This is a genomic window from Devosia sp. 2618 (assembly GCF_040546815.1).
In the GTDB taxonomy this organism is placed as follows: Bacteria; Pseudomonadota; Alphaproteobacteria; order Rhizobiales; family Devosiaceae; genus Devosia.
Genome location: NZ_JBEPOO010000001.1, coordinates 3873602 through 3895026, shown reverse-complemented (window position 1 = coordinate 3895026; position 21425 = coordinate 3873602). Strand labels below are relative to the sequence as shown.

Sequence of the window (21425 nt, the reverse complement as noted above, 5' to 3'; positions counted from 1 at the left end):
ATGCGAAACGCTTAACAGCCCGAACCAGCCGACTGCTGGGCGGCAGTGGCGCCCGAGAGCGAGTAATTCTGCGTCACCTTGATGCCGGCCGAGGTGGTGCCTTCGACGACCATGGACGAGCCAGCGCGGATGGCGCTGGCCAGCGCTGAGGCCTGGCTGGTGTCGTCGAGCCATGCGGCGTCGTTCTGGGTGAACAGGTTGAACACTTTTCCGCTGACATTGATCGTCGCCATGCTGTCGGGCTGGAAGGTGAAACCGGCGACGAGGTTGAACTCGGTGGTCACGCGCTCGGCCGGGCGGTTGGTGATGTAGATATAGGCCTGGGTATAGCCATCGGGCCGTGGCGTCACGGTATCGGGCTTGACCATGGCAAAGCAAACGGCGCCGTTCGCGTCGTTGGCCGCATAGCTGGACCAGGCACGATGCTCACCCAATAGCCGCACCTGCTGCGCGTGGGCGACGGCGGTAAAGCTCAGGCTGGCGACAAGGGAAAGCGCCACGGCGGACTTGAACATCAGGGCCTCTCGAAACGGCAAAGGGCGAAGGGCCGCGCGGACCCTCCACCCAGATATGGCTGATCGCCCGATTGGGGCAACCCAAAAATCACTTGCAGGCCGCGTCGATGGCGTTGACCGCCGCAGTGGCGCCCGAGAGCGAATAAGTGTCAGTCGTATTGGTGCCGCGTTGGCTGGTGCCCTTGATCACAAGGCTGCTGCCGGCCTTGAATGCCGTCACGAACCCGCTCTCATCGCCGGTCGACGCCAGCCATGCAGCCGACCCTTCGGTGACCATGGGATAGGATCGACCATCGACAGACGCGCTCGCGCCTGCATTGGTGGTGTTATAGGGATAACCGATAATGGTCTGCACTTCATTCTTGGTACCCATCCCCTTGCGGTGGATGATCATGAAGTGGATCGGATCGCGATTGGCGCCAGCTGGCTCGCTTTTCTGCGGCGTGGCCGACACATAGCAGATCACGCCCGAGGCGTCGGTGGCCCGCCAGGCTGTCCATGCATTGAAAGTGCCGAGTTCTGTCGCCTGCTGCGCTTGCGCAACGGGTGCCATAATCATGATCGCGCCGACCGCGAGCCCAACTGCAAGGCCACCGGTTTTCGTCGTCATTGCCAAAGTCTTCCCCATTCTTGAAGGTCCCGGGTTTGGAGGAGGCTGCCCGCGAAGTCTGCCCCGAACATGGTTACCAAGATGTCAAATGCCGCCACATCCAACCGTATTTGCATCAATAGCGAGGCAATCGCGGCGGGAATTTGGCGAACGCAGCCCCGTTACCTCCGGTTTGCGCCGTTGGGGTTAACAATCAGCTAACACTTGCGTGACTGTGATCAGGCAACCAACGGATAACTCTGTTCCACCACATAGGGACCGCCCCCCACCGAATCCTTGCTCGAGAACAGCACGAACCGCCCGACCTGGAAGGCCAAAGGCTCGAATCGCCCCGCTTCCGAGAGGAACCGCGCCACCTCTTCCGGCCCTGCCCCGCGCAGCCGCGCCAGGGTGACATGGGGCACAAATTTGCGCCCCTCGGCTGGCAGGCCCGCCCGTTGCAGCACGCGCTCCTGCGCGGCCTGTAACCGCGTCAAAGCCTCGCTCGGCTCGACCCCGGCATAGAGCGAACGCGGCTTGTCGCCGCCAAAGCTGCCGAGGCCAGTCAGCCGCACCGAAAAGCGCAGCGAACTCGACAAGCGGTCAAGGCTATCGGCCACATCGTCGGCCACATGGTGGTCCACATCGCCGATAAATCTCAATGTAATGTGATAGTTTTCGGGGTCGATCCAGCGCGCCCCAGTCAACCCACCGCGCTTGAGGGAAAGCGCAAATCCAACATCGGCCGGAATTTCGAGGCCGGTAAAGAGCCGGGGCATGAGGCCCTCCTCTTCTGCAAGGATTCAGTGACGCGATTCGCCTTTGAGCCTAGCACAGTGGCCTTGGCCGGCCAGTCGATTCGTCGCAGTGCGGCATGAAGTCTTGTAAACACTTGTGCTCGCATCCATATTGACCGGCAAGTGGCAAACCAATGCCCACCGGCGGTGCTAGAGCCGCATTCCAATTGGGAAAGGAAACCGACTATGGCTGAATATGACCGTCAGACCCTCGGTGCGCGGGCCGGCTCGGCCTTGGCCATCGACGAGGGCCTTCGCAGCTACATGCTGCGCGTTTACAATTACATGGGCATCGGTCTGATCGTGACCGGCGTTGCGGCATACTTTGCCGCTGCTGCCGCCATCACCACCGATCCTGCCGCCGCCGTGGGCCAGCTGGCCAATGGCCAGTATGTCACCCAGTGGGGTTACCTGCTGTTCGCAAGCCCGCTGCAGTGGGTTGTCATGCTTGCTCCGCTGGCCTTCGTGCTGGTGCTGAGCTTTGGCATCAACAAGCTTTCCGTGCCAGCCGCACAGGCCACCTTCTGGGCCTTCGCAGCCATCATGGGCCTGTCGCTGAGCTCGATCTTCCTGGTTTATACCGACGCGTCGATCGCCAAGGTGTTCTTCATCACCGCCGCGACCTTTGGTGCCATGAGCCTTTACGGCTACACCACCAAGCGTGACCTGACCCAGATCGGCAGCTTTCTGTTCATGGGCCTGATCGGCCTGATCATCGCTTCGGTGGTCAACATCTTCCTGCAGTCCTCGATGATGGAATGGATCATCTCGGCTGTTGGCGTGCTGATCTTTGTGGGCCTGACCGCCTACGACACCCAGAAGATCAAGGAAGGCTACTCGGAGTCGCACGGCGCTGACGTGCTCGCCAAGGGCGCCATCATGGGCGCACTGAGCCTCTACCTCGACTTCATCAACCTGTTCATGATGCTGCTCCGCCTGTTCGGCAACCGCGAGTAAGCCATGTTCGCTTGATCGCAGGATCAAGCAATTTGGTTGGACGAATATTCGGACCGCAGCCTACAAAGGCTGCGGTCTTTTCTTTTGCCTGGATTGCTGCCGTGACCGACTATCAAATGCGCCCCTTCCGCTGGGCCGACGTCCCCGCCATCACCGCCATCTACAATCACTACGTGCTGCACTCGACGGCCACCTTCGACACCGAACTGGCCAGCGAACACAAGCTGGCGGAAAAGTTCGGCACCATGCTCGATCTGGACCACCCCACAATCGTGGTGGAAGGCGCTGATGGCAGCGTGCTGGGCTATGGCTATGCCTCGGTGTTCCGCCCGCGCCCGGCCTATCGTTTCACCTGCGAGGAAACGCTGTATCTCCACAAGGACGCGGTCGGCAAAGGCCTGGGCAAGGTGCTGCTGGGCGAAATCATCACCCAGGCCCGCGCCAAGGGCTTTAAGCAGATGATCGGCGTCATCACCGCCGAGAACGCCAATTCGGTCGTGCTGCACGAACGCCTCGGCTTCCACAAGGTCGGCTATTACAACGCACTCGGCCTCAAGTTCGACCGCTGGCTCGATATCGTCCACATGCAGCTGACGCTTTAGAGCACCTTACGCATCGGGTAGCCGTTGACCTTGCGGCCGACGGCTTGTGGGCCATCGGGCAGCCAGCCGCGGCGGAGGTAAAAGTCCATCGCCGTCTGGGTGCCTTCAAGGCGCCCTTCGGCATGACCCAGTGCCTTGAGCGAGGCTTCAAGCTGGGTCAGCAGCAGCGTGCTGGCGCCCGTAAAGCGCGCTTGTGGCGATACGTAGTTGAGCGCCACGCTGCCATCATGGGTGACTGCGCCTACTGCGATGACAGCGCCGTCGCGCTCGACCACCTGCATTTCAAGGTTTGGATTGTCGAGCATCGCGGTGACGCCCTCGACGCTCTTGTTGCGGGTCCAGGCGGCCAAGGCGTCGGGATCATCGTGATGGTCGGCGGCACACAATTGCGTAATGGACGCACTGAGCACCCGGCTCATGGCCGCGACGTCATCGCGCCTGGCGGGACGGACTAGCATCGTATCAGCCAAGCATCACCCAACGATTGCCAGTTGCGGATCGAGCACGCGCAGCACCAGAGCGAGGTCATGCCCGCGTTTAAGGATACGGCCCTGCTGGTTGGTCACCGCATATTGCCCCTGCTTGTTGCGCAGCTTGGGGGTCTTTTCAACGATATAGAGCGGGCGTTCGGAGACGCGCGCATAGATGGAAAACACCGCCCGTTCGCGCAAAAAATCCATGGCGTAATCGCGCCACTCGCCCAGCCCGACCTTGCGACCATAGACATTGAGAATCAGCGCCAGTTCCTTGCGATCGAAGGCGACAATGGCGGGAACTTTGCTCTGCGCCGGGCTCGCTGAAGCGTCACTGGCTTGCACCAGCGAGAGACTTACCGTCCGGTCATTCGGCGTGCGGCCCTGCAACTTGGGGTCACTCCAGGACAACGTGGTGTCAAACGACTGTCATGATTGCGGGAATTGGCGGCTTATGCAAGGCCGGTTCGGGGAAATGCAAATACCCCAATTTGGTCACAGTTTTTCCCTGAGCCCGCCCGAATGCAGGGTCACCCTACAACCATTGCCTCCAGGGCTGGCATCCGGGCCGACCGAGCCCCCAAACCCAGACGTCCGGGTGCCAGCCAACCCTATCTAGTTGACCAGTCAGTCACTCCCGTTCTTGCCCCCAAGGACGGGATTTTTTTGGCCTATCGCTCGAAGGTGGCAGCGCCCAGGATTGGACCCGGCAGGCCGTTGCGCTCTTTTTGCACGAGAATGGCAATACCGGTGCTGCCGTCATTGAGCACGGCAGGCAGGGGCAATTTGAGATTGGCGCCGGTGGAGGCTTCCCACATGCCCAGCGCCTGACGGCCGGTCACGACCTGCGTATAGACCATGGATTTGCCGGCATTTTCGCCCTTCTCGACGGCGACATCGGCGCGGTCGAGATAGCTGACCATCCAGATCACCGCATTGCCGAGCGCCCGGTTGGCCGGCACGTCGATCTTGAGCATGTCCCCACTTTGGGTGATCGTCACGTCGAGCGGCAGGCTGACGCCATCAAGCGCGTCATGCACCTCGTCGCGCCGCGAGCCGACGACGCCTTCGGCGCCATTGACCACCATTTGCGGCGTATAGATGCGGGTCGAGCCCCAGCCCTTGGCATAGGCGCGCTGGCGATCCGAATAGGTCGGGTCACCAAAGGTGTCTTCCCAGCCCACATAGTCCCAATAGTCGACGTGATAGGCCAGTGCGACGATATCACCCTTCGAAGCAAGGCTAGTCAGCAGGGCGTCGGCCGGTGGGCATGAGGCGCAGCCCTGGCTGGTGAACAGTTCCACCACCGCCTTGGGACGGGTTTGCGACGTGTCGGCCCCAGCCGGCAGGGCCAGCAGCGCGAGCGTGACAATGCCCAGAACCGGGCCGAGGAGAGGTCTGATCGTCATGGCCAAGGTTGTAAGCCGCGATCACAGACACTCGCCAGTCAAAAGAGGGTGAGAGGCCCAAATTATGGGCACAATGTCCTATCGCGGCGACAAGGCCTCAATAGTCGCGAAACACCGCCTCAAGATTATAGCCATCAGGATCAAGCACATAGGCGGCGTGATAGCGCGGATCATACTTGTCGCGCGGCCCCGGCGCGCCATTGTCGCGACCGCCTGCGGCAAGCCCCGCATCGTAAAAAGCCTGCAATGCTTTGGCTGTTTCGGCGACAAAGGCGAAATGCACGGCGCTCGACTTGGCCTCGCCTTGCTTGAGCCAGAAATACATCCGGCGCTGGCTGCCAAAGCCCACCATATCGGCATGGCCATGTGGACCCGAATAATCGACGCCATGCGCAATGCCCAGCGGCGCGAGCGTCAGTTCGTAAAACTTCTTGGACCGCTCAAGATCAGAAACGGTCAGAACGATATGATCGAGCATGGAAAGCCTTTCGCATTGAGCGGCCTTGGTCGCATCCGGACACGCCAAAGCGTGTCAGGAGCCGTGGCCGAAACGAAAATGGCGACCCGCAGGCCGCCATTTCAAATCATCTTTGGACCTATGCCGCGACGAGGCTGCGCAGCACATACTGCAAAATGCCGCCATGCTTGTAGTAGTCGAGCTCATTGGCGGTATCGATGCGGCAAAGCGTTTCGACATTGAGCACCGAGCCATCGGCTTTGGTGATCTTGACGTTGACCTTGGCGCGCGGCGCGATCTCGGTGACGCCTTCGATGTCGACGGTTTCCGACCCATCAAGGCCCAGTGTCTGCCAGCTTTCGCCATCCTTGAACTGCAGCGGAATGACGCCCATGCCGACCAGATTGGAGCGGTGAATACGCTCGAACGACTGGGCGATGACGGCGCGCACACCGAGCAGGTTCGTGCCCTTGGCCGCCCAGTCACGCGAGGAGCCGGTGCCATATTCCTTGCCGGCAAAGATCACCAGCGGCGTGCCGGCAGCCTGATAGGCCATGGCGGCATCGTAGATCGCCATCTGCGACCCATCGGGACCCTTGGTGTAGCCGCCTTCAACGCCGGGCAGCATCTGGTTCTTGATGCGGATATTGGCGAAGGTGCCGCGCATCATCACTTCATGATTGCCGCGACGGGCGCCATAGGAGTTGAAATCGCGTGGCGCGACCTGGCGTTCCTCGAGATATTTGCCGGCGGGCGTCGAGGCCTTGAACGAACCGGCCGGTGAAATGTGGTCGGTGGTGATCGAATCAAGGAACAGTGCCAGAACCTTGGCCCCGACGACATTGGTCACCGGCTTTGGCTCCATGGTCATGCCTTCAAAGTATGGCGGGTTCTGCACATAGGTTGAGCTCGAATTCCAGCCATAGGTCTCGCCGCCTTCGATGGCGATGTTCTGCCAGTGCGTGTCGCCCTTGAAGACGTCCGAATAGCGCCCCTGGAACATCTCCTTGGTCACATGCGTGCGCACGATCTCGGCGACTTCCTGATTGGTCGGCCAGATATCCTTGAGATAGACCGGCTGGCCATTGCTGCCGATGCCGAGCGGCTCGGTGGTGATGTCGACCTTGACCGACCCGGCCAGCGCATAGGCGACAACCAGCGGCGGTGAGGCGAGGAAGTTTGCCTTCACGTCCGGATTGATGCGGCCTTCAAAGTTGCGGTTGCCCGACAGAACCGACGTCGCGACCAGATCACCAGCCTGCACGGCCTTGGAAATCTCGGCCGGCAGCGGACCGGAATTGCCGATGCAGGTGGTGCAGCCATAACCGACAAGGTTGAAGCCGACAGCATCAAGATCTGCCGAAAGCCCAGCGCTATCGAGATAGTCGGTCACAACCTGCGAACCGGGCGCCAGCGAGGTCTTGACCCATGGCTTGCGATTGAGACCCAGCGCCCGCGCCTTGCGGGCGAGCAGACCTGCCGCGACCAGCACGGAGGGGTTGGACGTGTTGGTGCAGGACGTGATGGCGGCCACGACGACATCGCCATGGGTCAGGGTATAGTCCTGACCATCGACGGCGACGGCCGGATCGTCGGCCTTGCCGAATTCCTTGGGCAGCAGTTCAATGAATTTTGACTTGGCCGAAGCCAGTTCGATGCGGTCCTGCGGACGCTTTGGACCGGAGATGGATGGCACGACGGTCGAGAGGTCGAGCTCAAGCGTCGAGGTGAACACTGGATCGGGCGAATTAGTCTCGCGGAACATGCCCTGCGCCCTCGAATAGGCCTCAACCAGCGCCACGCGCTCCGGGCTGCGGCCCGATGTGGTCAGATATTTGAGCGTATCGGCATCGACCGGGAAATAGCCGCAGGTGGCGCCATATTCGGGCGCCATATTGCCGATGGTCGCCTGATCTTCGAGGCTGAGATAGTCGAGACCGGGGCCGTAAAATTCGACGAACTTGCCGACCACGCCCTTCTTGCGCAGCATTTCGGTGACCGTCAGCACCAGATCGGTGGCGGTAATGCCTTCATTGATGCGACCGGTCATCTTGAAGCCAACGACTTCGGGGATCAGCATGGTGACGGGCTGGCCGAGCATCGCCGCCTCGGCTTCGATGCCGCCCACGCCCCAGCCGAGCACGGCCATGCCGTTGACCATGGTCGTGTGCGAGTCGGTGCCCACCAGCGTATCGGGGTAAGCAACGGTTTCGCCGTCCTCGTCCTTGGTCCAGACGGTCTGAGCCAGATATTCCAGGTTCACCTGGTGGCAAATGCCGGTGCCGGGGGGCACGACGCGGAAATTATCGAAAGCAGACTGGCCCCAGCGCAAAAATTCATAGCGCTCGCCATTACGCTCATATTCGAGCTCGACGTTCTGCCCGAAGGCGGCGGCCGTACCAAAGCTATCGACCATCACCGAGTGATCGATGACCAGATCGACCGGCACCAGCGGATTGATCTTTTGCGGATCGGCACCGAGCTTGGCGGTCGCGTCGCGCATCGCGGCGAGATCGACCACGGCGGGCACTCCGGTAAAATCCTGCATCAGCACGCGGGCTGGGCGGTAGGAAATTTCGTGTTCGGAGGTGCGAGTCACAAGCCACGTCGCCACCGCCTCGATATCGGCTTTGGTGACGGTTCGGTTGTCTTCAAAGCGCAGCAGGTTTTCCAGCACCACTTTCATCGACGACGGCAGCGCCGAAACGCCCTTGAGGCCGTTCTTTTCCGCCTCTGCGATGGAATAGTAAGTGTAGGTCTTGCTGCCCACCGTCAGGGTCGATTTCGACTTGAAGCTGTTTACCGAGGTCATAGGTTCCGCCCTTTTGTGTCGGTTGCGGCAGGCGCGCCGGCCCGGGACAAAGTCCCACTCACCGCTCAACAGCGCCGCCTTTGCTGGAATGACTCCAAACTACAAGGACATATAGAAGGTTGCGATTGGGCTTGCCAGCCCGACCACTGGTTCACTACGAGATGGGGCCATGACGCATAGGCAAGTCTTTCCACCGCTTCTCCTGCGCGCCCAAGGCCTGAGCCATGGGCGTGGTGGTATGGATTTGGGCCTTGATCTGAGCTTTTCGGTGGCCTCAGGGCAATGCCTTTTGCTGCGCGGACCCAATGGAACCGGCAAGACGACGCTCCTGCTGACGCTGGCGGGCATCGTCGCCCCGCTGACCGGATCGTTTGCGCTCGAAGGCGTCGAGGACGATGCTGGACCACAACTGCATTTTTGCGGCCACCGCAACGCCATCAAGCCGCGCCTGAGCGTGTCGGAAAACCTGGCCTTCTGGGCCGAGGTCAACGGTTCGACCGGCATGTCGGTGGCTGAAGCGCTGGCCGAAGTGGGTCTTGGCCCCTTGGCAACGCTTGATGCGGGCTATCTGTCGGCGGGCCAATCCCGTCGCCTCGCTCTGGCGCGGCTCTTGGTCAGCTATCGCCCCCTCTGGCTGCTCGATGAACCCACCGCAGCGCTAGATGTGGAGGGTCATGAACTGGTCACGCGGCTGATCGACCGGCATCTCGATATGGGCGGGCTGGTGCTGGCGGCGACGCATGACCCGATCACCTTACCCGACCCGAACCGCATCAAGACCCTTGTTCTGGGGGAAAGGTCATGACCGCGTTCCGGGCCATGCTGATGCGCGAACTGCAACTGACGCTGCGCGGCGGCGGCGACGTGCTGACGCTGGTGCTGTTCTTTGTCATCGTCGGCGCCATCGTCCCCTTTGCCGTGGGGCCCGATCAGGCGCTATTGGCCCGCATTGCGCCGGGCATTGTCTGGATCGCGGCGTTTCTCGCCATGCTGCTCGGGCTCGACCGCCTGTTCCGCCCCGACCACGAGGATGGCTCGCTGGTGCTGCTGCGCCATGCCGATCTGCCGCTCAGCGCCGTGGTTGCCGCAAAATTGATCGCCCATTGGCTGATCGCCGCTTTGCCGCTCATTGTCGCCAGCCCCCTGCTCGCCGTGCTGCTGGCGATGGATATGGCAACCTTCTGGCGCACCCTGCTGTCGCTGCTGTTGGGGACCCCCGCTTTGGCGGCCTTTGGCGCCGTGGGCGCGGCAGTGACCGTGGCCATTCGCCGGGGCGGACTGATCGCCCCAATCCTGATCGCGCCGCTCTCGATTCCGGTGCTGATCTTTGGCGTGGGCAGCATCACCGCGACCCAATCGAACGCCGCTTTGCTGTTTCTTGCGGCATTGAGCCTCATGTCGGTCGCACTGGCTCCCTTCGCCGCCGCCCTTGCGATAAGCTCGGCTGAAGATTAGAGCATGACTGCCCCGAGACCTCATGGTGAGCTTGTCGAACCACGAGGTCGGGCGAGTGGAGGCCTGCGTGCCACGACCTCGTCCTTCGACAGGCTCAGGATGAGGTCTACCTAAACATATGAGCATAGACACCGCACCCAAACAGAGCTGGTGGAACCGGATCGCGCATCCGGGGCAGTTCGTTGCCTGGACCAAACCCCTGTTATGGCCCCTGACCATCCTGACAGCCGTGCTGTTTGCGGTCGGGCTGTGGTTTGCCTTTTTCAATTCGCCGCAGGACTACCAGATGGGCGACACCGTGCGCATCATGTATGTCCACGTGCCCAATGCCTGGCTGAGCCAGTTCGTTTACGTCACCATGTCGATCTCGGCGATTGGCACACTGGTCTGGCGCCATCCGCTGGCCGACGTCTCGATGAAGGCGGCTGCTCCCCTGGGCGCGCTGTTCACCGCGCTGGCCCTGTTCACCGGTTCACTCTGGGGTCGCCCGACCTGGGGCACGTTCTGGGAATGGGACGGCCGCATGACCTCGACCCTGGTCCTGCTGTTCATCTATCTCGGCATTATCGCGCTATGGCGCGCCTTTGACGACCAGCTGCGCGCCGCCCGCGTCATCGCGGTGTTCACGCTTGTCGGCGCGGTCAATATTCCGATCATCAAGTTCTCGGTAGATTGGTGGAGCACCCTGCACCAGCCCGCCAGCGTCTTCCGCGCTGATGGCCCGACCATGCCAGGCTCGATCCTGACGCCACTTTTCGTGATGTTTTTCGCGTTTACAGTCCTGTTCGTCACGCTGCAGCTCAAGGCCATGCATACCGAGATCAAGCGCCGTCGCGTCATGACCATGCAGCGCCGTCTGGCACAGGGAGCGTCAGCATGATCGACCTCGGGCCGCATGCCGTTTTCATCATCTGGGCCTATCTCGGCGTTGCTATTGCCGTTGGTGGCCTGATCGCCTGGACGCTGCTCGATGCCCGCAACACGGGCAAGAAGCTTAGTGAACTCGAAGCGCGCGATCCGCGCCGGTCCGCCAGCTGATGCGCTATCTGCTGTTTGCCCTGCCGCTGATTCTGCTCGTGGGCCTCGTGGCCGTGTTTGCCATGTCGCTCGACCGCGATCCGGGTCTGGTGCGCTCGGTGCTGATCGATAAACCCGCGCCAAGCTTTGCCATGGCGCCGGTGCCGGAACTGGGCGTGCCGGGCTTTGATACGGCAACCCTGAGTGGCGAAGTCACTGTGGTCAATGTGTTTGCCAGCTGGTGCATTCCCTGCCGTGCCGAACACCCGCTGCTGACCGCTCTCAAGGACGTCACCGGCGTGCGGCTGTTTGGCATCAATCAGGCTGATGCGCCCGAAAATGCGCGGGCTTTCCTGGCCGAACTGGGCAATCCCTATGACGCCGTCGGCATGGATCGCGACCGTCGCGTGTCGATCGACTGGGGCGTCTATGGCGTGCCGGAAACCTTCGTGGTGAACGCGCAAGGCATCATCACCTTCAAGCATGTCGGCCCGCTCGACGCCAAATCGCTTGAGGCCGAACTGCTGCCCGCCATTGCGGCCGCACGTCGCTGACACTGTTCAGATTTCGTTCAGCTACGGTCAGGCAGTGTCGCTTCCGTTATCAAGTGCCGGAAGTCTCCATGCTCAATCTTGTACTGCGTTTTTGTTCTGACGAAGCTGGTGTTACCCCGGTTGAATACGGCCTGATCGCCGCCATCCTCACCGTCGCCATGACGGTCGCCGTCTCCGCCGCCGGCTATAGCCTCGGCGATGTGGTGGGGTTTTAGGCTTTGACTCGGGCCTGACCGTCAGGGACACTTGCAGCATGTCCCGTCGCACCGACAGAGCCAGCCGCCTCATCGAGGCTTCTCCCGAACTGATCTATCGCGCGATGGTGTCTGCCGACGCGCTGATAAAGTGGCTTCCGCCCACCGGCATGACCGGCGAAATGCTCAGCTTCGACGCACGCCCCGGCGGCCACTACCGCATGTCGCTGCGCTATGACGACACCGCGATTACGGGCAAGAGCGGCGACAATCAGGATATCGTGGAGGCACAGTTAATTGATCTGGTGCCTAATCAACGCGTGACACAGGCGGTCGATTTCGAATCGGATGATCCGGATTTTGCCGGCACGATGACCATGCACTGGGTACTGACGCCCGCCGTAGGCGGCACAGTGGTCGAGATCATTGCGGAGAATGTGCCCGAAGGTATCAGCGCCAAGGATCACGCCGATGGCATGACCGCATCTCTGGAAAACTTAGCGCGGTTAGCCGCGCGATAGATTGGGGCCCCCCCCTAGAAATCGCTGGTCAGCCCTTTGATTTCCCAGTCGCCGTAGCGGCCGGGCTCCAGCCCACCGCGGCCGCCCTGTTCCTTCGGCGCGAAAGCGCCCTTGGCGTCGATCTCGCGGCGGCGCGCTTCGGCCTCGGCGAGGGCGCGCTTGGCAGCTTCGGTGAGAGGCGGCTTTGGCGCCTCTTGTGGAATGTCGTCGCTCATTGCAAGAAATCCGAAATGACGATTTGCCCATGCCGCTTGCATGGAACCCTTGGGCACACAACATAATTGCTTAGGAACGCGAACCCAAGGGCTCAAGATGTTCAATACTGTTCGGACCACTGTCCTGCTCGCAGCGCTCACGGCGCTGTTCATGGCGGTCGGCTATTTCATCGGCGGCACGGGCGGCATGATGATCGCCTTCATCTTTGCGCTGGGCACCAACGCCTTCAGCTACTGGAATTCCGACAAGATGGTGCTGCGCATGCAAAATGCCGTGCCCGTCGAGCGCAGCCGCTTTCCCGAACTCTATGAAATGGTCGATATCCTGTCGCGCAAGGCTGGCCTGCCGACCCCCGCCGTCTATGTGATCCAGTCCGACCAGCCCAATGCCTTTGCCACCGGCCGCAATCCGCAAAACGCTGCTGTTGCGGTATCGACCGGCCTGTTGCAGCAGCTCGAAACCCGCGAAGTCGCGGCGGTAGTGGCGCACGAGCTGGCCCATATCCGCAATCACGACACGCTGACCATGACCATCACGGCGACCTTTGCCGGTGCCATTTCGGCGCTGGCGCAGTTCGGCCTGTTCTTTGGCGGCGGCAATAATCGCGACAATCCGCTGGGCGGCATTGGTTCGCTGCTGATGGTTTTTCTCGCCCCGGTCGCTGCCATGGTGGTGCAGATGGCGGTCAGCCGTACGCGTGAATACGAAGCCGACAAGGGCGGCGCCGAAATCTCCGGCGATCCGCTGGCCTTGGCCTCGGCTTTGCAGAAAATCGCCGGTATTGCAGGCCGCACCGTCAATGTCGGCGCCGAGCGCAACCCGGCCATGGCGCATATGTACATCATCAATCCGCTGTCGGGCGCGCGGATGGACAACCTCTTTTCCACCCATCCCGACACCGGCAATCGCATCGAAGCGCTGCGCAAGCTTGCAGCTTTAATGCAGGTGGACGATAAGGGCCGCAGGCCTCAGCCTCGCCCTGCGCCGACCAATACCGGTCGCGCCAATGGCGGCGGCTGGCGCGTGCCGACCGTCGGACGGACCGACGATGACGGCGGACAACGCGGTCCCTGGGGATAAAGAACAAGCGTGGCGCATAACAAACCTGATCCGGCGGGGCTCAAGCTCCGCCTCGTTGCGGCTCAACGGCTCAAGGCCGTCCTGGCCGGCGATAACTTCGTTCCTTTGACCGCTGCCGATCTGGCGGATGGGCGCGACCGTGCGCTGGCCAACCGGCTGATCACCACCGCTCTGCGCCGCCAGGGCCAGCTCAATTTCATCATTCACGCGCTGCTCGAAAAGGGTATGCCGGGCAAATCCGGTACCTTTGAAGCCGTGCTGCGCTTGTCGCTGGCGCAGCTGGTCTTCATGCCTGAGATCGGTGCCCATTCGGCGCTGTTCCTCGCGGTGGAAGCCGTCAAACGCGATCCCAAGGCACGGCATCTGTCGGGTCTGGTCAACGCCGTGCTGCGCAGCGCGCAGGCCAATTCGGCCAAGTTCGGCATGCTCAGCGATGACCTGCTGATTCCCGACACCTTTGGCGACACCTGGCTTGAGGCCTATGGCGAGGACGCCATCAACGGCTTTTCCACCGCTTTGTTGGACGGCGCGCCGCTCGATTTGACGCTCAAGGCCGACGATGCCGACCTCAAGGACGCGCTGGGCGCCGAAACCGTGATTGCCGACACCGTGCGCATCGAACAGCGCGACCGGCCGGTCGACGCCCTGCCCGGCTTTGCCGAAGGCCAGTGGTGGGTGCAGGACGCAGCGTCGGCTATTCCGGCACGCCTGCTCGGCGCCAAGGCTGGTGGCCGCGTGCTCGATCTGTGTGCCGCACCCGGCGGCAAGACCGCCCAGCTGGTCAAGGCCGGCTATCTGGTGACGGCGCTCGATAGCGACGCCAACCGCATGACCCGGCTCAAAGAGAACCTGACCCGGCTCAACTATCAGGCCGAAACCATCGTCGCTGACGCTGGCACTTTCGCGCCCAATTCGCCCTATGACGGCGTGCTGCTTGATGCGCCCTGCTCGGCCACCGGCACCTTCCGCCGCCATCCAGAGGTCATCTGGCATCGCTCGGTGGGCGACGTCGCCGGCCGCGTGCGGCTGCAGCGGGCGCTGATCACCAATGCCTTCCGTTGCCTCGAAGTGGGTGGCGCGCTGGTTTATTGCGTCTGCTCGCTCGAGCCAGCCGAAGGCGAGCAGCAGGTGCAGTGGGCACTCGACACCCTGCCGGGGCTCGAACTCTGGCCCGTCAGCAAGGACGAATTGCCCGGTCTTGAGATTGCCGTGACCGATCGCGGTCTGGTGCGCACCCATCCGGGCATGGCGCCAGGCGGTCGGGACGGCGGCATGGATGGGTTCTTCGTGGCGCGTTTCCGTCGCCGCTAAGACTCGCGCAAAGGCCAGCGCCCGGCTTATCCCCAAGTCCTTGTGACAAGAAGCCTAAATTCCGCGATTTGGATGACCCAAATCACGTAAGGCTTTTTGCAGTCACCGAAGTCTTCTGACGGACTTCAATTTTAAGTGTAAGATCGAGCGCTATCGGGGGACAGCGCCGAACGAGGTATGGGTCGTTGACGGGCACGAACGATGTGAAGCTGGCGTTTAGCGCGCAGCAGGTGCGGGAGTGCTGATGGCGCCCCGTTTGCCCAGTGCCCTGCGTCGTGCCGCCTTGGGCTTTGCCGATGCCATGGTGACCCTGCCCATTCTGCGCTGGAGCTGGCGTAGTCTGGCGGACAATGCCTTTGCCGGTGAACTCCCCGAATTCCGCCCCGCCGACCGCGAAGCGGTGCGCGACATGATGTCGGGCCGCTACCTGCTGGCCTCAAAGCTGGTCGAAACCGGCGGCGCTTCGCCCTTCAGCCTCGATGTCGATCATCTCGACTGGTGGCTGAACCTGCATGGCTTTTCCTGGCTGCGTCATTTCCGCGACGTGCGCGACGCCGGTGAACGCCAGTTCGCCCGCATGCTGGTGCTCGACTGGATTGGCCGCGAAGGCCAGTTCGACCATGAAAGCTGGGCGCCGGGCCTCTGCGCGCAACGCGTGCTGAACTGGCTGCGCCATCTGCCGCTGCTGCTCGATGGCGCCAGCGTTCAGGAAGGCCGCACCATCCAGCGTGTGCTCGGCGCACAAATCCAGAGTTTGAAGGTGCGCGGCCGTTTGGCGCGCGATCCCGCCGACGCGCTGTTTGCCTCCATCGCGCTGCTCGGTGCCGAATATTGCGATCAGGACGAGCGCGCCGATGTGCCGCTGCGCGTCGAACAGCTCAACAAGCTGTTGGCCACCCAGATCGACCGCGATGGTCTTCACCTGTCGCGCAATCCAAAGCTGCAGCTGCAGCTGATCGTTGATCTGATCAGCGTCCGCCGTGTGGCAGGAACGGTGAAATCGGAAGCCGCCAATGAACTGGCCGCCCAGATCGACCGCATGCATGAAAGCCTCGATGCGCTTACCCTTTCGAGCGGCGAGCCGGGCTACTTTAATGGCGGCGGCCAGCTGCCGCATGACGTGTTGATCGCCATTCAGTCCAATGGTCCCAACCGCAAACGCCGCTCGCGCCTGCTCGGCGGCTACGGCATTTTGCGCGAAGGCGATGGCGTGGTGATCGCTGATTCGGGGCTGTTGCCCGAACCCGAATTTGCCGGCGACATCCACGCTGGCGCACTGGCCTTTGAATTTTCGCATGGCAGCGAACTGATCGTCGGCAATTGCGGTCCGGCTCCGTCCGACCTGCCCGATAGCAAAGCCCTGTTCCGCCAGGGCGTGGCCCACTCGGCGCCAACCATCGACGCCGAAGACGCCAAGGGTGCCAAAGTGTCGAATATGACGCTGGACCCCACCGACAATCACCTGACCATGGCCACCGATGGCTATGCCAAGCGCCACGGCGTCGAACTTGATCGCCACATTACCCTGCTGTCGGGCGGCACGACGCTGGTCGGACAGGACCGCGTGGTCGGCAAGGGCACGCCCTCCGGTCTGCTGTCGATCCGCTTCCATCTGGCGCCCGGCATCATGGTGCGCCGCAATAGGGGTGACGGCATCGTGCGGCTGGTGCTGCCCAATGGCGCGGTGTGGAGCTTCCTTTGGGAAGGCGCGAGCCTGCGCGATGAAGAAAGCGTGCGCCAGTCCGCCTATGTCGGCCTGCAGAAAACCCGCCAGCTGGTGCTGGAGACTGATGCTGTGGCGGATGCTGAAGTGGCGTGGATCTTTACGCTGGAGCAGGCTTAGCTCACCACCTGCCTATATATGCCCCTGCGCTTCCCTCGGGCTTGACCCGAGGGTCACTGTCAGCACGGCACAAGCGGCGACAGGCCCTCGGATCAAGTCCGAGGGAAGCGCCAGCGGCAAAACAAGCATGGTGCTCATACCGACATATCCGGTTGGCTCCACCCCCGCTTCGTGCTAGCGAGCGCGGAAATCTCATCACAGGGCGACATATCTCATGAGCAAGACAGTCAAGGTCGGGCGGGCGCTGCTTTCGGTATTCGACAAATCCGGCATGGCCGAGTTTGCCAAGGGACTGAGCGCGGCGGGCGTCGAGCTGGTGTCCACCGGCGGCACGCATAGGCTGATCAGCGATGCCGGCCTGCCCGTGCGCGACATCGCCGACCTGACCGGGTTCCCTGAAATGATGGACGGTCGGGTCAAGACGCTCCACCCCAAGGTGCATGGCGGCCTGTTGGCCGTGCGCGACAAGGCCGACCACGCCGCGTCCATGGATGAGCACCAGATCGGCGCCATCGATCTGGTCGCCGTCAACCTCTACCCGTTTGAAAAGACCGTCGCCTCGGGCGCGTCCTATGACGAGATCATCGAAAACATCGACATCGGTGGCCCGGCCATGGTGCGCTCCGCCGCCAAGAACCACGCCTATGTGACGGTCGTCGTCGATCCTGCCGATTATCCGGCAATCCTTGAAGCCATCGCTACCACCGGCGGCGTGCCGTTCGAGCTGCGCCAGAAGCTTGCGGCCAAGGCCTATGCCCGCACGGCAGCCTATGACAGCGCCATCTCGACCTGGTTTGCCAAGGCCATCGACTATCCCGAAATCCCCTATCGCAGCTTTGCCGGCACCCTGCGCGAAGTCATGCGCTATGGCGAAAACCCGCATCAATGGGCGGGCTTTTACGCCAATGGCGACGACCGCCGTGGCGTCGCCACCGCCACCCAGGTGCAGGGCAAGACCCTGAGCTACAACAACATCAACGACACCGACGCGGCCTTCGAGCTGGTCTCGGAATTCGATGCCAATGAAGTCGCGGCCGTTGCCATCATCAAGCACGCCAACCCTTGCGGCGTTGCCGTTGGTGGCGATCTTCTGACCGCCTATCAGCACGCGCTGCGCACCGATCCGGTCTCGGCCTTTGGCGGCATCGTCGCCACCAATCGTGAAATCGACGCGGCCACCGCGACCGAAATCGTCAAGGTGTTCACCGAAGTGATCGTGGCGCCTTCGGCGACGCAGGAAGCCCAGGACATTATTGCGGCGAAGAAAAACCTGCGCCTGTTGCTGACCGGTGGTCTGGCCGATGCCAAGGCAGATGGCCTTGTGGTCAAGTCGGTGGCTGGTGGCCTGCTCGTGCAGAGCCGCGACAACCGCAATGTCGACGATTGCGAGCTTAAGGTCGTGACCAAGCGCCAGCCGACCGACGCCGAAATGGCCGACCTGCGCCTCGCGGCCAAGGTCGCCAAGCACGTCAAATCCAACGCCATCGTCTATGTAAAGGCCGGCGCGACGGTCGGCATCGGTGCTGGCCAGATGAGCCGCGTTGATTCAGCCCTCACCGCCCACCGCAAGTCGATCGACGCGGCCAAGGCTGCTGGCATTGAAGGCGCACTGACGCAGGGCTCGGTCGCCGCCTCCGACGCGTTTTTCCCCTTCGCCGATGGTCTTGAAGCCCTCGTCGCAGCGGGTGCCACCGCCGTTATTCAGCCCGGTGGTTCGATGCGCGATGACGAAGTGATTGCGGCAGCCGACGCGGCCGGAATTGCCATGGTGATGACCGGCATGCGGCACTTCCGCCACTAAATCTACGATCACTCGAGACACAAAAGCCCTTGTGGTGCGCGGCACCATGAGGGCTTTTTTCTAGTGACTGTGACCCTTGAACCGGCGCACTGCCTGCATTGGCACTTCGCTGATCGCCGGCATCATGTCGTCGGTCGCAAAGACCGCCGGATGCGCCGTACCAAAGATCGACCGGCCCGCCGAGAGACCCGGTTGTCCCTGCTGCAGCAAGCCCTGCACGCTCGAGAGGATATTGGGCACAGCCCGTCTCCAGGACGCGCCGTAATGCGGGGTGATGTCTGAGGGGACTGCATCGCCCACCGCCAGCCGCGCCGCCAGATATGGAAAATCCACACCCGTGGCTTCGCCCAACCCGATCCATGCCCAGACCCGGGTATTGACGTCGAGCAGCTTGAGCTTGTCGTCGCGATGGTCGTGCTTGAACTCGACCTCGACCAGCCCGTGGTAGCCCACCGCCGAGAGCAGTCGCCGCGCTTCGCTCGTGGCGCGCGGCAGTTCTTTGCTTTGCACATAGGGCGCGGTGCCGAACTGGATCGGCAACTGGCGCAGGCGCAGCGCCGTCATCTGGCAGATTTCGCGGCCATGATCCCACAACCCGGCGTATGACAGCTGCGTCGTGCCATCGCCCGGAATGAGCTGCTGCACCACAAAGCCATGGCTGCCCATCAGGCGGGTCGCCTCGGCCTGCTTATGGGCAAACTCTTCGGCAGTATTGGCGCGCCACGCCTTGTCGCGGGTCAGCGCGTTGATGGTCTGGGTCGAACTGGGTTTGAGCACTACCGGATAGGTCAGCCCATCGGGCGCCGCATCGGAGGCATAGACGCGCGGATAATCGAGCCCCAGCCGTTCGGCCAGCTCGTAAAGCTCGCCCTTGTCATTGAGCGCCCGCAGCGATGGCCAATCCATGGTCTGGAGGATGAATTGCTTGCCGAGTACTTCGGCGTTTTCGGCGACCAACTGCACTTCAAAATCGGCGCAGGGGCAGATCAGCCAGTTTTTGAGGCCATGGCTCTGCGCAAAGCTGAGCAGCGCGCTGACCGGATCGGCTTCCTGCACGCCCGCCCATGGCGAGAAATGGGTGATGTAACGCGAATTGGCGGCGACCGTGAGCTTGTCGCCCAGAAAGGCCACCGACACACCCTGCCGGCCGAGGCTGCGTATGACGGCGAGGCTGCCATAATTGCCGCCCAGCACGATGACGCCGGCGATGGAATGGTCGGTCGCCATGGCTAAGCCTGACCCTTGCCAACGAGAGCAATCCCGCCTGCCAAAACGCCATGCTGCCGACCAGCTTCAACCACGCTACGCCACCCATATCGCGCTCATAGTCGGCGCCCAGCGAAACACTAGCGCCTTGGGATTAATAGTTGATGTGTGAACAACCCCGCGAGAAAGTCGCCCCTGCGCCCCTCCAATCGCTGGGTCAGTACGCCCAGTCCCACAGCCCAGAACAGTTCGGCGGCGAGCGTTGCCCAGGCAATGCCCATAATGCCCCAGAACGGCGCCAGCAGCAGCGCGCCAACCACCAGAGCAGCGATGGCCAGAATGCACAGCACGGCGCTGCGCACCTGATGACCGCTCAGCGCCAGCAATTGCGCGTTCATGCCGCCCAAAACCCGCACCGCCTGGCTGAGCAAGAACACCAGCATCGGCCAATAGGCAGCGGCATAGTGCGGCCCGAACAGCGACAGGATCCAAGGCCCCAGCACCGCCGTACCGATGATCGCCACCAGCATGGTACCCGCCCCGGCCAGATTGGTGCGCCACAGCAGAATGTCCACCGCGCCTTGCTCCTGCGAGCTGCGCGCTGTCACCAGATCGCGCAGCACGAATTGTTGTGAGGCCATGGCGAAAAAGCCCACCAGGGCCGCGATGCGGATGGCGACGCCCAGCACGGCGAGGTCACCCGCCTCAAGGAACAGCCCGCCGATCATCACGACGAGATCGGCCGTTGCCCCGCCGGCAATGGTCACCGCCAGCATGGCAATGGCGCGGCGGCGATAGAATACGCGCATATCGCGATTGACCGGTTGCGGCTGCAGCGGCCAGGCATTGTCGGCACCCAGCAGCATGGCCTGCCCGATGGCCACGATCAAAGCGATCACGGGCAGCGCCACCAGCACCGGCCAGGTCGATTGCGTCAGCCCGAACAGCACCAAAAGCCCCACCAGCGCCAGCAGCAGCGCCGAGCGGAACACAAAGTCGGGCGCGTAAGAGAGTGCAAAGCGGCGCTGTGCATTGGCCGCACTATTGTTGAGACGGATCGCTGCCAGCGGCACCGCAGCAATCGTGCCCCAGAACCCGGCCGCCACCAGCCCCGGATCGGCCGGAATGAACCACAAGCCACTGGCGACGATCACCGCAATCATAGCGAGAATGATCATGTCCTTGCGCGCTGCCGCCAGAAACGAGGCGATCAGCCCCGGACGGCCAAAAGCCTGAAACCGCGCCAGATAGGTCAACCCGATGGTGTGATAGCCGCCGGTGATGACCAGACTCATGAAGGTGGTGACGCTGATGGCGAGAAATGCCACGCCCACCTGATCGGGCGGAAAGGCGCGCGCCAGCACCAGCTGGCTCAAAAAGCCAAAGCCCGCGCCCGCCAGTCGTGCCCCCATCAGGCCAATCAGCGGCGCGATCATCCGACCTAAGGAAGCCACACCCATCTCCGGAAAAAACGCGTCCGCAGTCCCGATGGCGGATCGAAACGATCCTGCGCGGCGAGCAGTTAGAATTTGTTTAAGTGCGCCCGCCCGGATTACCCTAGGACGGTACAAGACGATTTCAGTTCAACCGTACCGGCGAGTACGGTAATACTTGAC

General features: G+C 62.3%; 24 protein-coding genes. 13 read left to right on the top strand and 11 right to left on the bottom strand.

Translation table 11 applies throughout. The annotated features are described in order from the left end of the window. Window positions 1–11: 11 nt before the first annotated feature. The 3 genes from ABIE28_RS19260 to thpR form a co-directional block, all read right to left on the bottom strand. Window positions 12–515, bottom strand: coding sequence for an invasion associated locus B family protein (locus ABIE28_RS19260; protein WP_354065766.1), 504 nt, complete (start codon window positions 513–515; stop codon window positions 12–14). Window positions 516–603: 88 nt separating this feature from the next. Beyond that, complete coding sequence (locus ABIE28_RS19255) at window positions 604–1125, bottom strand: invasion associated locus B family protein (protein WP_354065764.1); 522 nt, start codon at window positions 1123–1125, stop codon at window positions 604–606. 218 nt (window positions 1126–1343) lie between these two features. Continuing rightward, window positions 1344–1883, bottom strand: a complete 540-nt coding sequence (gene thpR / locus ABIE28_RS19250; protein ID WP_354065762.1) for an RNA 2',3'-cyclic phosphodiesterase — start codon at window positions 1881–1883, stop codon at window positions 1344–1346. A 204-nt stretch (window positions 1884–2087) separates the two neighbouring features. On the opposite strand from thpR, the gene ABIE28_RS19245 reads away from it, so the two are divergent. Continuing rightward, window positions 2088–2858: a Bax inhibitor-1/YccA family protein gene (locus ABIE28_RS19245; RefSeq protein WP_354065760.1), complete on the top strand. Its 771-nt coding sequence runs from the start codon at window positions 2088–2090 to the stop codon at window positions 2856–2858. A 101-nt stretch (window positions 2859–2959) separates the two neighbouring features. Further along, complete coding sequence (locus tag ABIE28_RS19240; protein WP_354065758.1) at window positions 2960–3460, top strand: GNAT family N-acetyltransferase; 501 nt, start codon at window positions 2960–2962, stop codon at window positions 3458–3460. Here the strand turns inward: ABIE28_RS19240 and ABIE28_RS19235 are convergent. From ABIE28_RS19235 to acnA, 5 genes are all read right to left on the bottom strand, one after another. Then, window positions 3457–3918 carry a GNAT family N-acetyltransferase gene (locus tag ABIE28_RS19235; protein ID WP_354065756.1) on the bottom strand — a complete coding sequence of 154 codons (462 nt, stop codon included), beginning with the start codon at window positions 3916–3918 and terminating at the stop codon, window positions 3457–3459. The two genes, ABIE28_RS19240 and ABIE28_RS19235, sit on opposite strands and share 4 nt — an antisense overlap. 15 nt (window positions 3919–3933) lie before the next feature. Beyond that, complete coding sequence (locus tag ABIE28_RS19230) at window positions 3934–4344, bottom strand: DUF2794 domain-containing protein (protein ID WP_502913413.1); 411 nt, start codon at window positions 4342–4344, stop codon at window positions 3934–3936. 260 nt (window positions 4345–4604) lie between these two features. Further along, on the bottom strand, window positions 4605–5342 hold the full coding sequence (locus ABIE28_RS19225) for a DUF1223 domain-containing protein (protein WP_354065754.1): 738 nt from the start codon (window positions 5340–5342) through the stop codon (window positions 4605–4607). A gap of 97 nt (window positions 5343–5439) precedes the next feature. Continuing rightward, window positions 5440–5820 carry a VOC family protein gene (locus tag ABIE28_RS19220; RefSeq protein WP_354065752.1) on the bottom strand — a complete coding sequence of 127 codons (381 nt, stop codon included), beginning with the start codon at window positions 5818–5820 and terminating at the stop codon, window positions 5440–5442. Window positions 5821–5938: 118 nt separating this feature from the next. Further along, window positions 5939–8611: an aconitate hydratase AcnA gene (gene acnA / locus ABIE28_RS19215; protein WP_354065750.1), complete on the bottom strand. Its 2673-nt coding sequence runs from the start codon at window positions 8609–8611 to the stop codon at window positions 5939–5941. A 169-nt stretch (window positions 8612–8780) separates the two neighbouring features. Here acnA and ccmA point away from each other — a divergent pair, with 169 nt between their 5' ends. The 7 genes from ccmA (at window position 8781) to ABIE28_RS19180 (ending at window position 12352) form a co-directional block, all read left to right on the top strand. Further along, window positions 8781–9416 carry a heme ABC exporter ATP-binding protein CcmA gene (gene ccmA, locus ABIE28_RS19210; RefSeq protein WP_354065748.1) on the top strand — a complete coding sequence of 212 codons (636 nt, stop codon included), beginning with the start codon at window positions 8781–8783 and terminating at the stop codon, window positions 9414–9416. Further along, on the top strand, window positions 9413–10066 hold the full coding sequence (ccmB, locus tag ABIE28_RS19205; protein WP_354065746.1) for a heme exporter protein CcmB: 654 nt from the start codon (window positions 9413–9415) through the stop codon (window positions 10064–10066). Before ccmA ends, ccmB begins: the two co-directional genes overlap by 4 nt. 118 nt (window positions 10067–10184) lie before the next feature. Continuing rightward, a complete protein-coding gene (locus ABIE28_RS19200) occupies window positions 10185–10946 on the top strand; it encodes a heme ABC transporter permease (RefSeq protein ID WP_354065744.1) in 762 nt (253 codons plus the stop codon). Beyond that, window positions 10943–11104 (top strand): heme exporter protein CcmD, encoded by a 162-nt coding sequence (gene ccmD, locus ABIE28_RS19195; RefSeq protein ID WP_354065742.1) that lies wholly within the window; start codon window positions 10943–10945, stop codon window positions 11102–11104. Before ABIE28_RS19200 ends, ccmD begins: the two co-directional genes overlap by 4 nt. Continuing rightward, window positions 11104–11637 carry a DsbE family thiol:disulfide interchange protein gene (locus tag ABIE28_RS19190; RefSeq protein WP_354065740.1) on the top strand — a complete coding sequence of 178 codons (534 nt, stop codon included), beginning with the start codon at window positions 11104–11106 and terminating at the stop codon, window positions 11635–11637. Before ccmD ends, ABIE28_RS19190 begins: the two co-directional genes overlap by 1 nt. Window positions 11638–11705: 68 nt before the next feature. Next, on the top strand, window positions 11706–11852 hold the full coding sequence (locus ABIE28_RS19185) for a Flp family type IVb pilin (RefSeq protein ID WP_354065738.1): 147 nt from the start codon (window positions 11706–11708) through the stop codon (window positions 11850–11852). 38 nt (window positions 11853–11890) lie between these two features. Further along, complete coding sequence (locus ABIE28_RS19180; RefSeq protein ID WP_354065736.1) at window positions 11891–12352, top strand: SRPBCC family protein; 462 nt, start codon at window positions 11891–11893, stop codon at window positions 12350–12352. Window positions 12353–12366: 14 nt separating this feature from the next. Here ABIE28_RS19180 and ABIE28_RS19175 read toward each other — a convergent pair whose 3' ends face one another. Beyond that, entirely contained in the window at window positions 12367–12567 is a 201-nt protein-coding gene (locus ABIE28_RS19175; RefSeq protein WP_354065734.1) for a DUF1674 domain-containing protein, read from the bottom strand. A 97-nt stretch (window positions 12568–12664) separates the two neighbouring features. On the opposite strand from ABIE28_RS19175, the gene htpX reads away from it, so the two are divergent. The 4 genes from htpX (at window position 12665) to purH (ending at window position 18603) form a co-directional block, all read left to right on the top strand. Continuing rightward, entirely contained in the window at window positions 12665–13648 is a 984-nt protein-coding gene (gene htpX / locus ABIE28_RS19170) for a zinc metalloprotease HtpX (RefSeq protein ID WP_354065732.1), read from the top strand. A gap of 9 nt (window positions 13649–13657) precedes the next feature. Beyond that, window positions 13658–14959, top strand: coding sequence for an RsmB/NOP family class I SAM-dependent RNA methyltransferase (locus ABIE28_RS19165; RefSeq protein WP_354065730.1), 1302 nt, complete (start codon window positions 13658–13660; stop codon window positions 14957–14959). A gap of 244 nt (window positions 14960–15203) precedes the next feature. After that, complete coding sequence (locus ABIE28_RS19160; RefSeq protein ID WP_354065728.1) at window positions 15204–16802, top strand: heparinase II/III family protein; 1599 nt, start codon at window positions 15204–15206, stop codon at window positions 16800–16802. A gap of 214 nt (window positions 16803–17016) precedes the next feature. After that, window positions 17017–18603: a bifunctional phosphoribosylaminoimidazolecarboxamide formyltransferase/IMP cyclohydrolase gene (gene purH, locus ABIE28_RS19155; RefSeq protein ID WP_354065726.1), complete on the top strand. Its 1587-nt coding sequence runs from the start codon at window positions 17017–17019 to the stop codon at window positions 18601–18603. Window positions 18604–18663: 60 nt separating this feature from the next. Here purH and ABIE28_RS19150 read toward each other — a convergent pair whose 3' ends face one another. Beyond that, window positions 18664–19830 carry a carboxylate--amine ligase gene (locus ABIE28_RS19150; RefSeq protein WP_354065724.1) on the bottom strand — a complete coding sequence of 389 codons (1167 nt, stop codon included), beginning with the start codon at window positions 19828–19830 and terminating at the stop codon, window positions 18664–18666. 119 nt (window positions 19831–19949) lie between these two features. Continuing rightward, window positions 19950–21263: a lipopolysaccharide biosynthesis protein gene (locus tag ABIE28_RS19145; protein WP_354065723.1), complete on the bottom strand. Its 1314-nt coding sequence runs from the start codon at window positions 21261–21263 to the stop codon at window positions 19950–19952. Between the last annotated feature and the right edge of the window lie 162 nt (window positions 21264–21425).

Excerpts from the sequence above, each read along its gene's own strand:
- ABIE28_RS19260 (WP_354065766.1), bottom strand. The coding sequence starts at position 515 with ATGTTCAAGTCCGCCGTGGCGCTTTCCCTTGTCGCCAGCCTGAGCTTT.
- ABIE28_RS19255 (WP_354065764.1), bottom strand. The coding sequence starts at position 1,125 with ATGACGACGAAAACCGGTGGCCTTGCAGTTGGGCTCGCGGTCGGCGCG.
- thpR (WP_354065762.1), bottom strand. The coding sequence starts at position 1,883 with ATGCCCCGGCTCTTTACCGGCCTCGAAATTCCGGCCGATGTTGGATTT.
- ABIE28_RS19245 (WP_354065760.1), top strand. The coding sequence starts at position 2,088 with ATGGCTGAATATGACCGTCAGACCCTCGGTGCGCGGGCCGGCTCGGCC.
- ABIE28_RS19235 (WP_354065756.1), bottom strand. The coding sequence starts at position 3,918 with ATGCTAGTCCGTCCCGCCAGGCGCGATGACGTCGCGGCCATGAGCCGG.
- ABIE28_RS19225 (WP_354065754.1), bottom strand. The coding sequence starts at position 5,342 with ATGACGATCAGACCTCTCCTCGGCCCGGTTCTGGGCATTGTCACGCTC.
- ABIE28_RS19220 (WP_354065752.1), bottom strand. The coding sequence starts at position 5,820 with ATGCTCGATCATATCGTTCTGACCGTTTCTGATCTTGAGCGGTCCAAG.
- acnA (WP_354065750.1), bottom strand. The coding sequence starts at position 8,611 with ATGACCTCGGTAAACAGCTTCAAGTCGAAATCGACCCTGACGGTGGGC.
- ccmA (WP_354065748.1), top strand. The coding sequence starts at position 8,781 with ATGACGCATAGGCAAGTCTTTCCACCGCTTCTCCTGCGCGCCCAAGGC.
- ccmB (WP_354065746.1), top strand. The coding sequence starts at position 9,413 with ATGACCGCGTTCCGGGCCATGCTGATGCGCGAACTGCAACTGACGCTG.
- ABIE28_RS19200 (WP_354065744.1), top strand. The coding sequence starts at position 10,185 with ATGAGCATAGACACCGCACCCAAACAGAGCTGGTGGAACCGGATCGCG.
- ccmD (WP_354065742.1), top strand. The coding sequence starts at position 10,943 with ATGATCGACCTCGGGCCGCATGCCGTTTTCATCATCTGGGCCTATCTC.
- ABIE28_RS19190 (WP_354065740.1), top strand. The coding sequence starts at position 11,104 with ATGCGCTATCTGCTGTTTGCCCTGCCGCTGATTCTGCTCGTGGGCCTC.
- ABIE28_RS19185 (WP_354065738.1), top strand. The coding sequence starts at position 11,706 with ATGCTCAATCTTGTACTGCGTTTTTGTTCTGACGAAGCTGGTGTTACC.
- ABIE28_RS19180 (WP_354065736.1), top strand. The coding sequence starts at position 11,891 with ATGTCCCGTCGCACCGACAGAGCCAGCCGCCTCATCGAGGCTTCTCCC.
- ABIE28_RS19175 (WP_354065734.1), bottom strand. The coding sequence starts at position 12,567 with ATGAGCGACGACATTCCACAAGAGGCGCCAAAGCCGCCTCTCACCGAA.
- htpX (WP_354065732.1), top strand. The coding sequence starts at position 12,665 with ATGTTCAATACTGTTCGGACCACTGTCCTGCTCGCAGCGCTCACGGCG.
- ABIE28_RS19160 (WP_354065728.1), top strand. The coding sequence starts at position 15,204 with ATGGCGCCCCGTTTGCCCAGTGCCCTGCGTCGTGCCGCCTTGGGCTTT.
- purH (WP_354065726.1), top strand. The coding sequence starts at position 17,017 with ATGAGCAAGACAGTCAAGGTCGGGCGGGCGCTGCTTTCGGTATTCGAC.
- ABIE28_RS19150 (WP_354065724.1), bottom strand. The coding sequence starts at position 19,830 with ATGGCGACCGACCATTCCATCGCCGGCGTCATCGTGCTGGGCGGCAAT.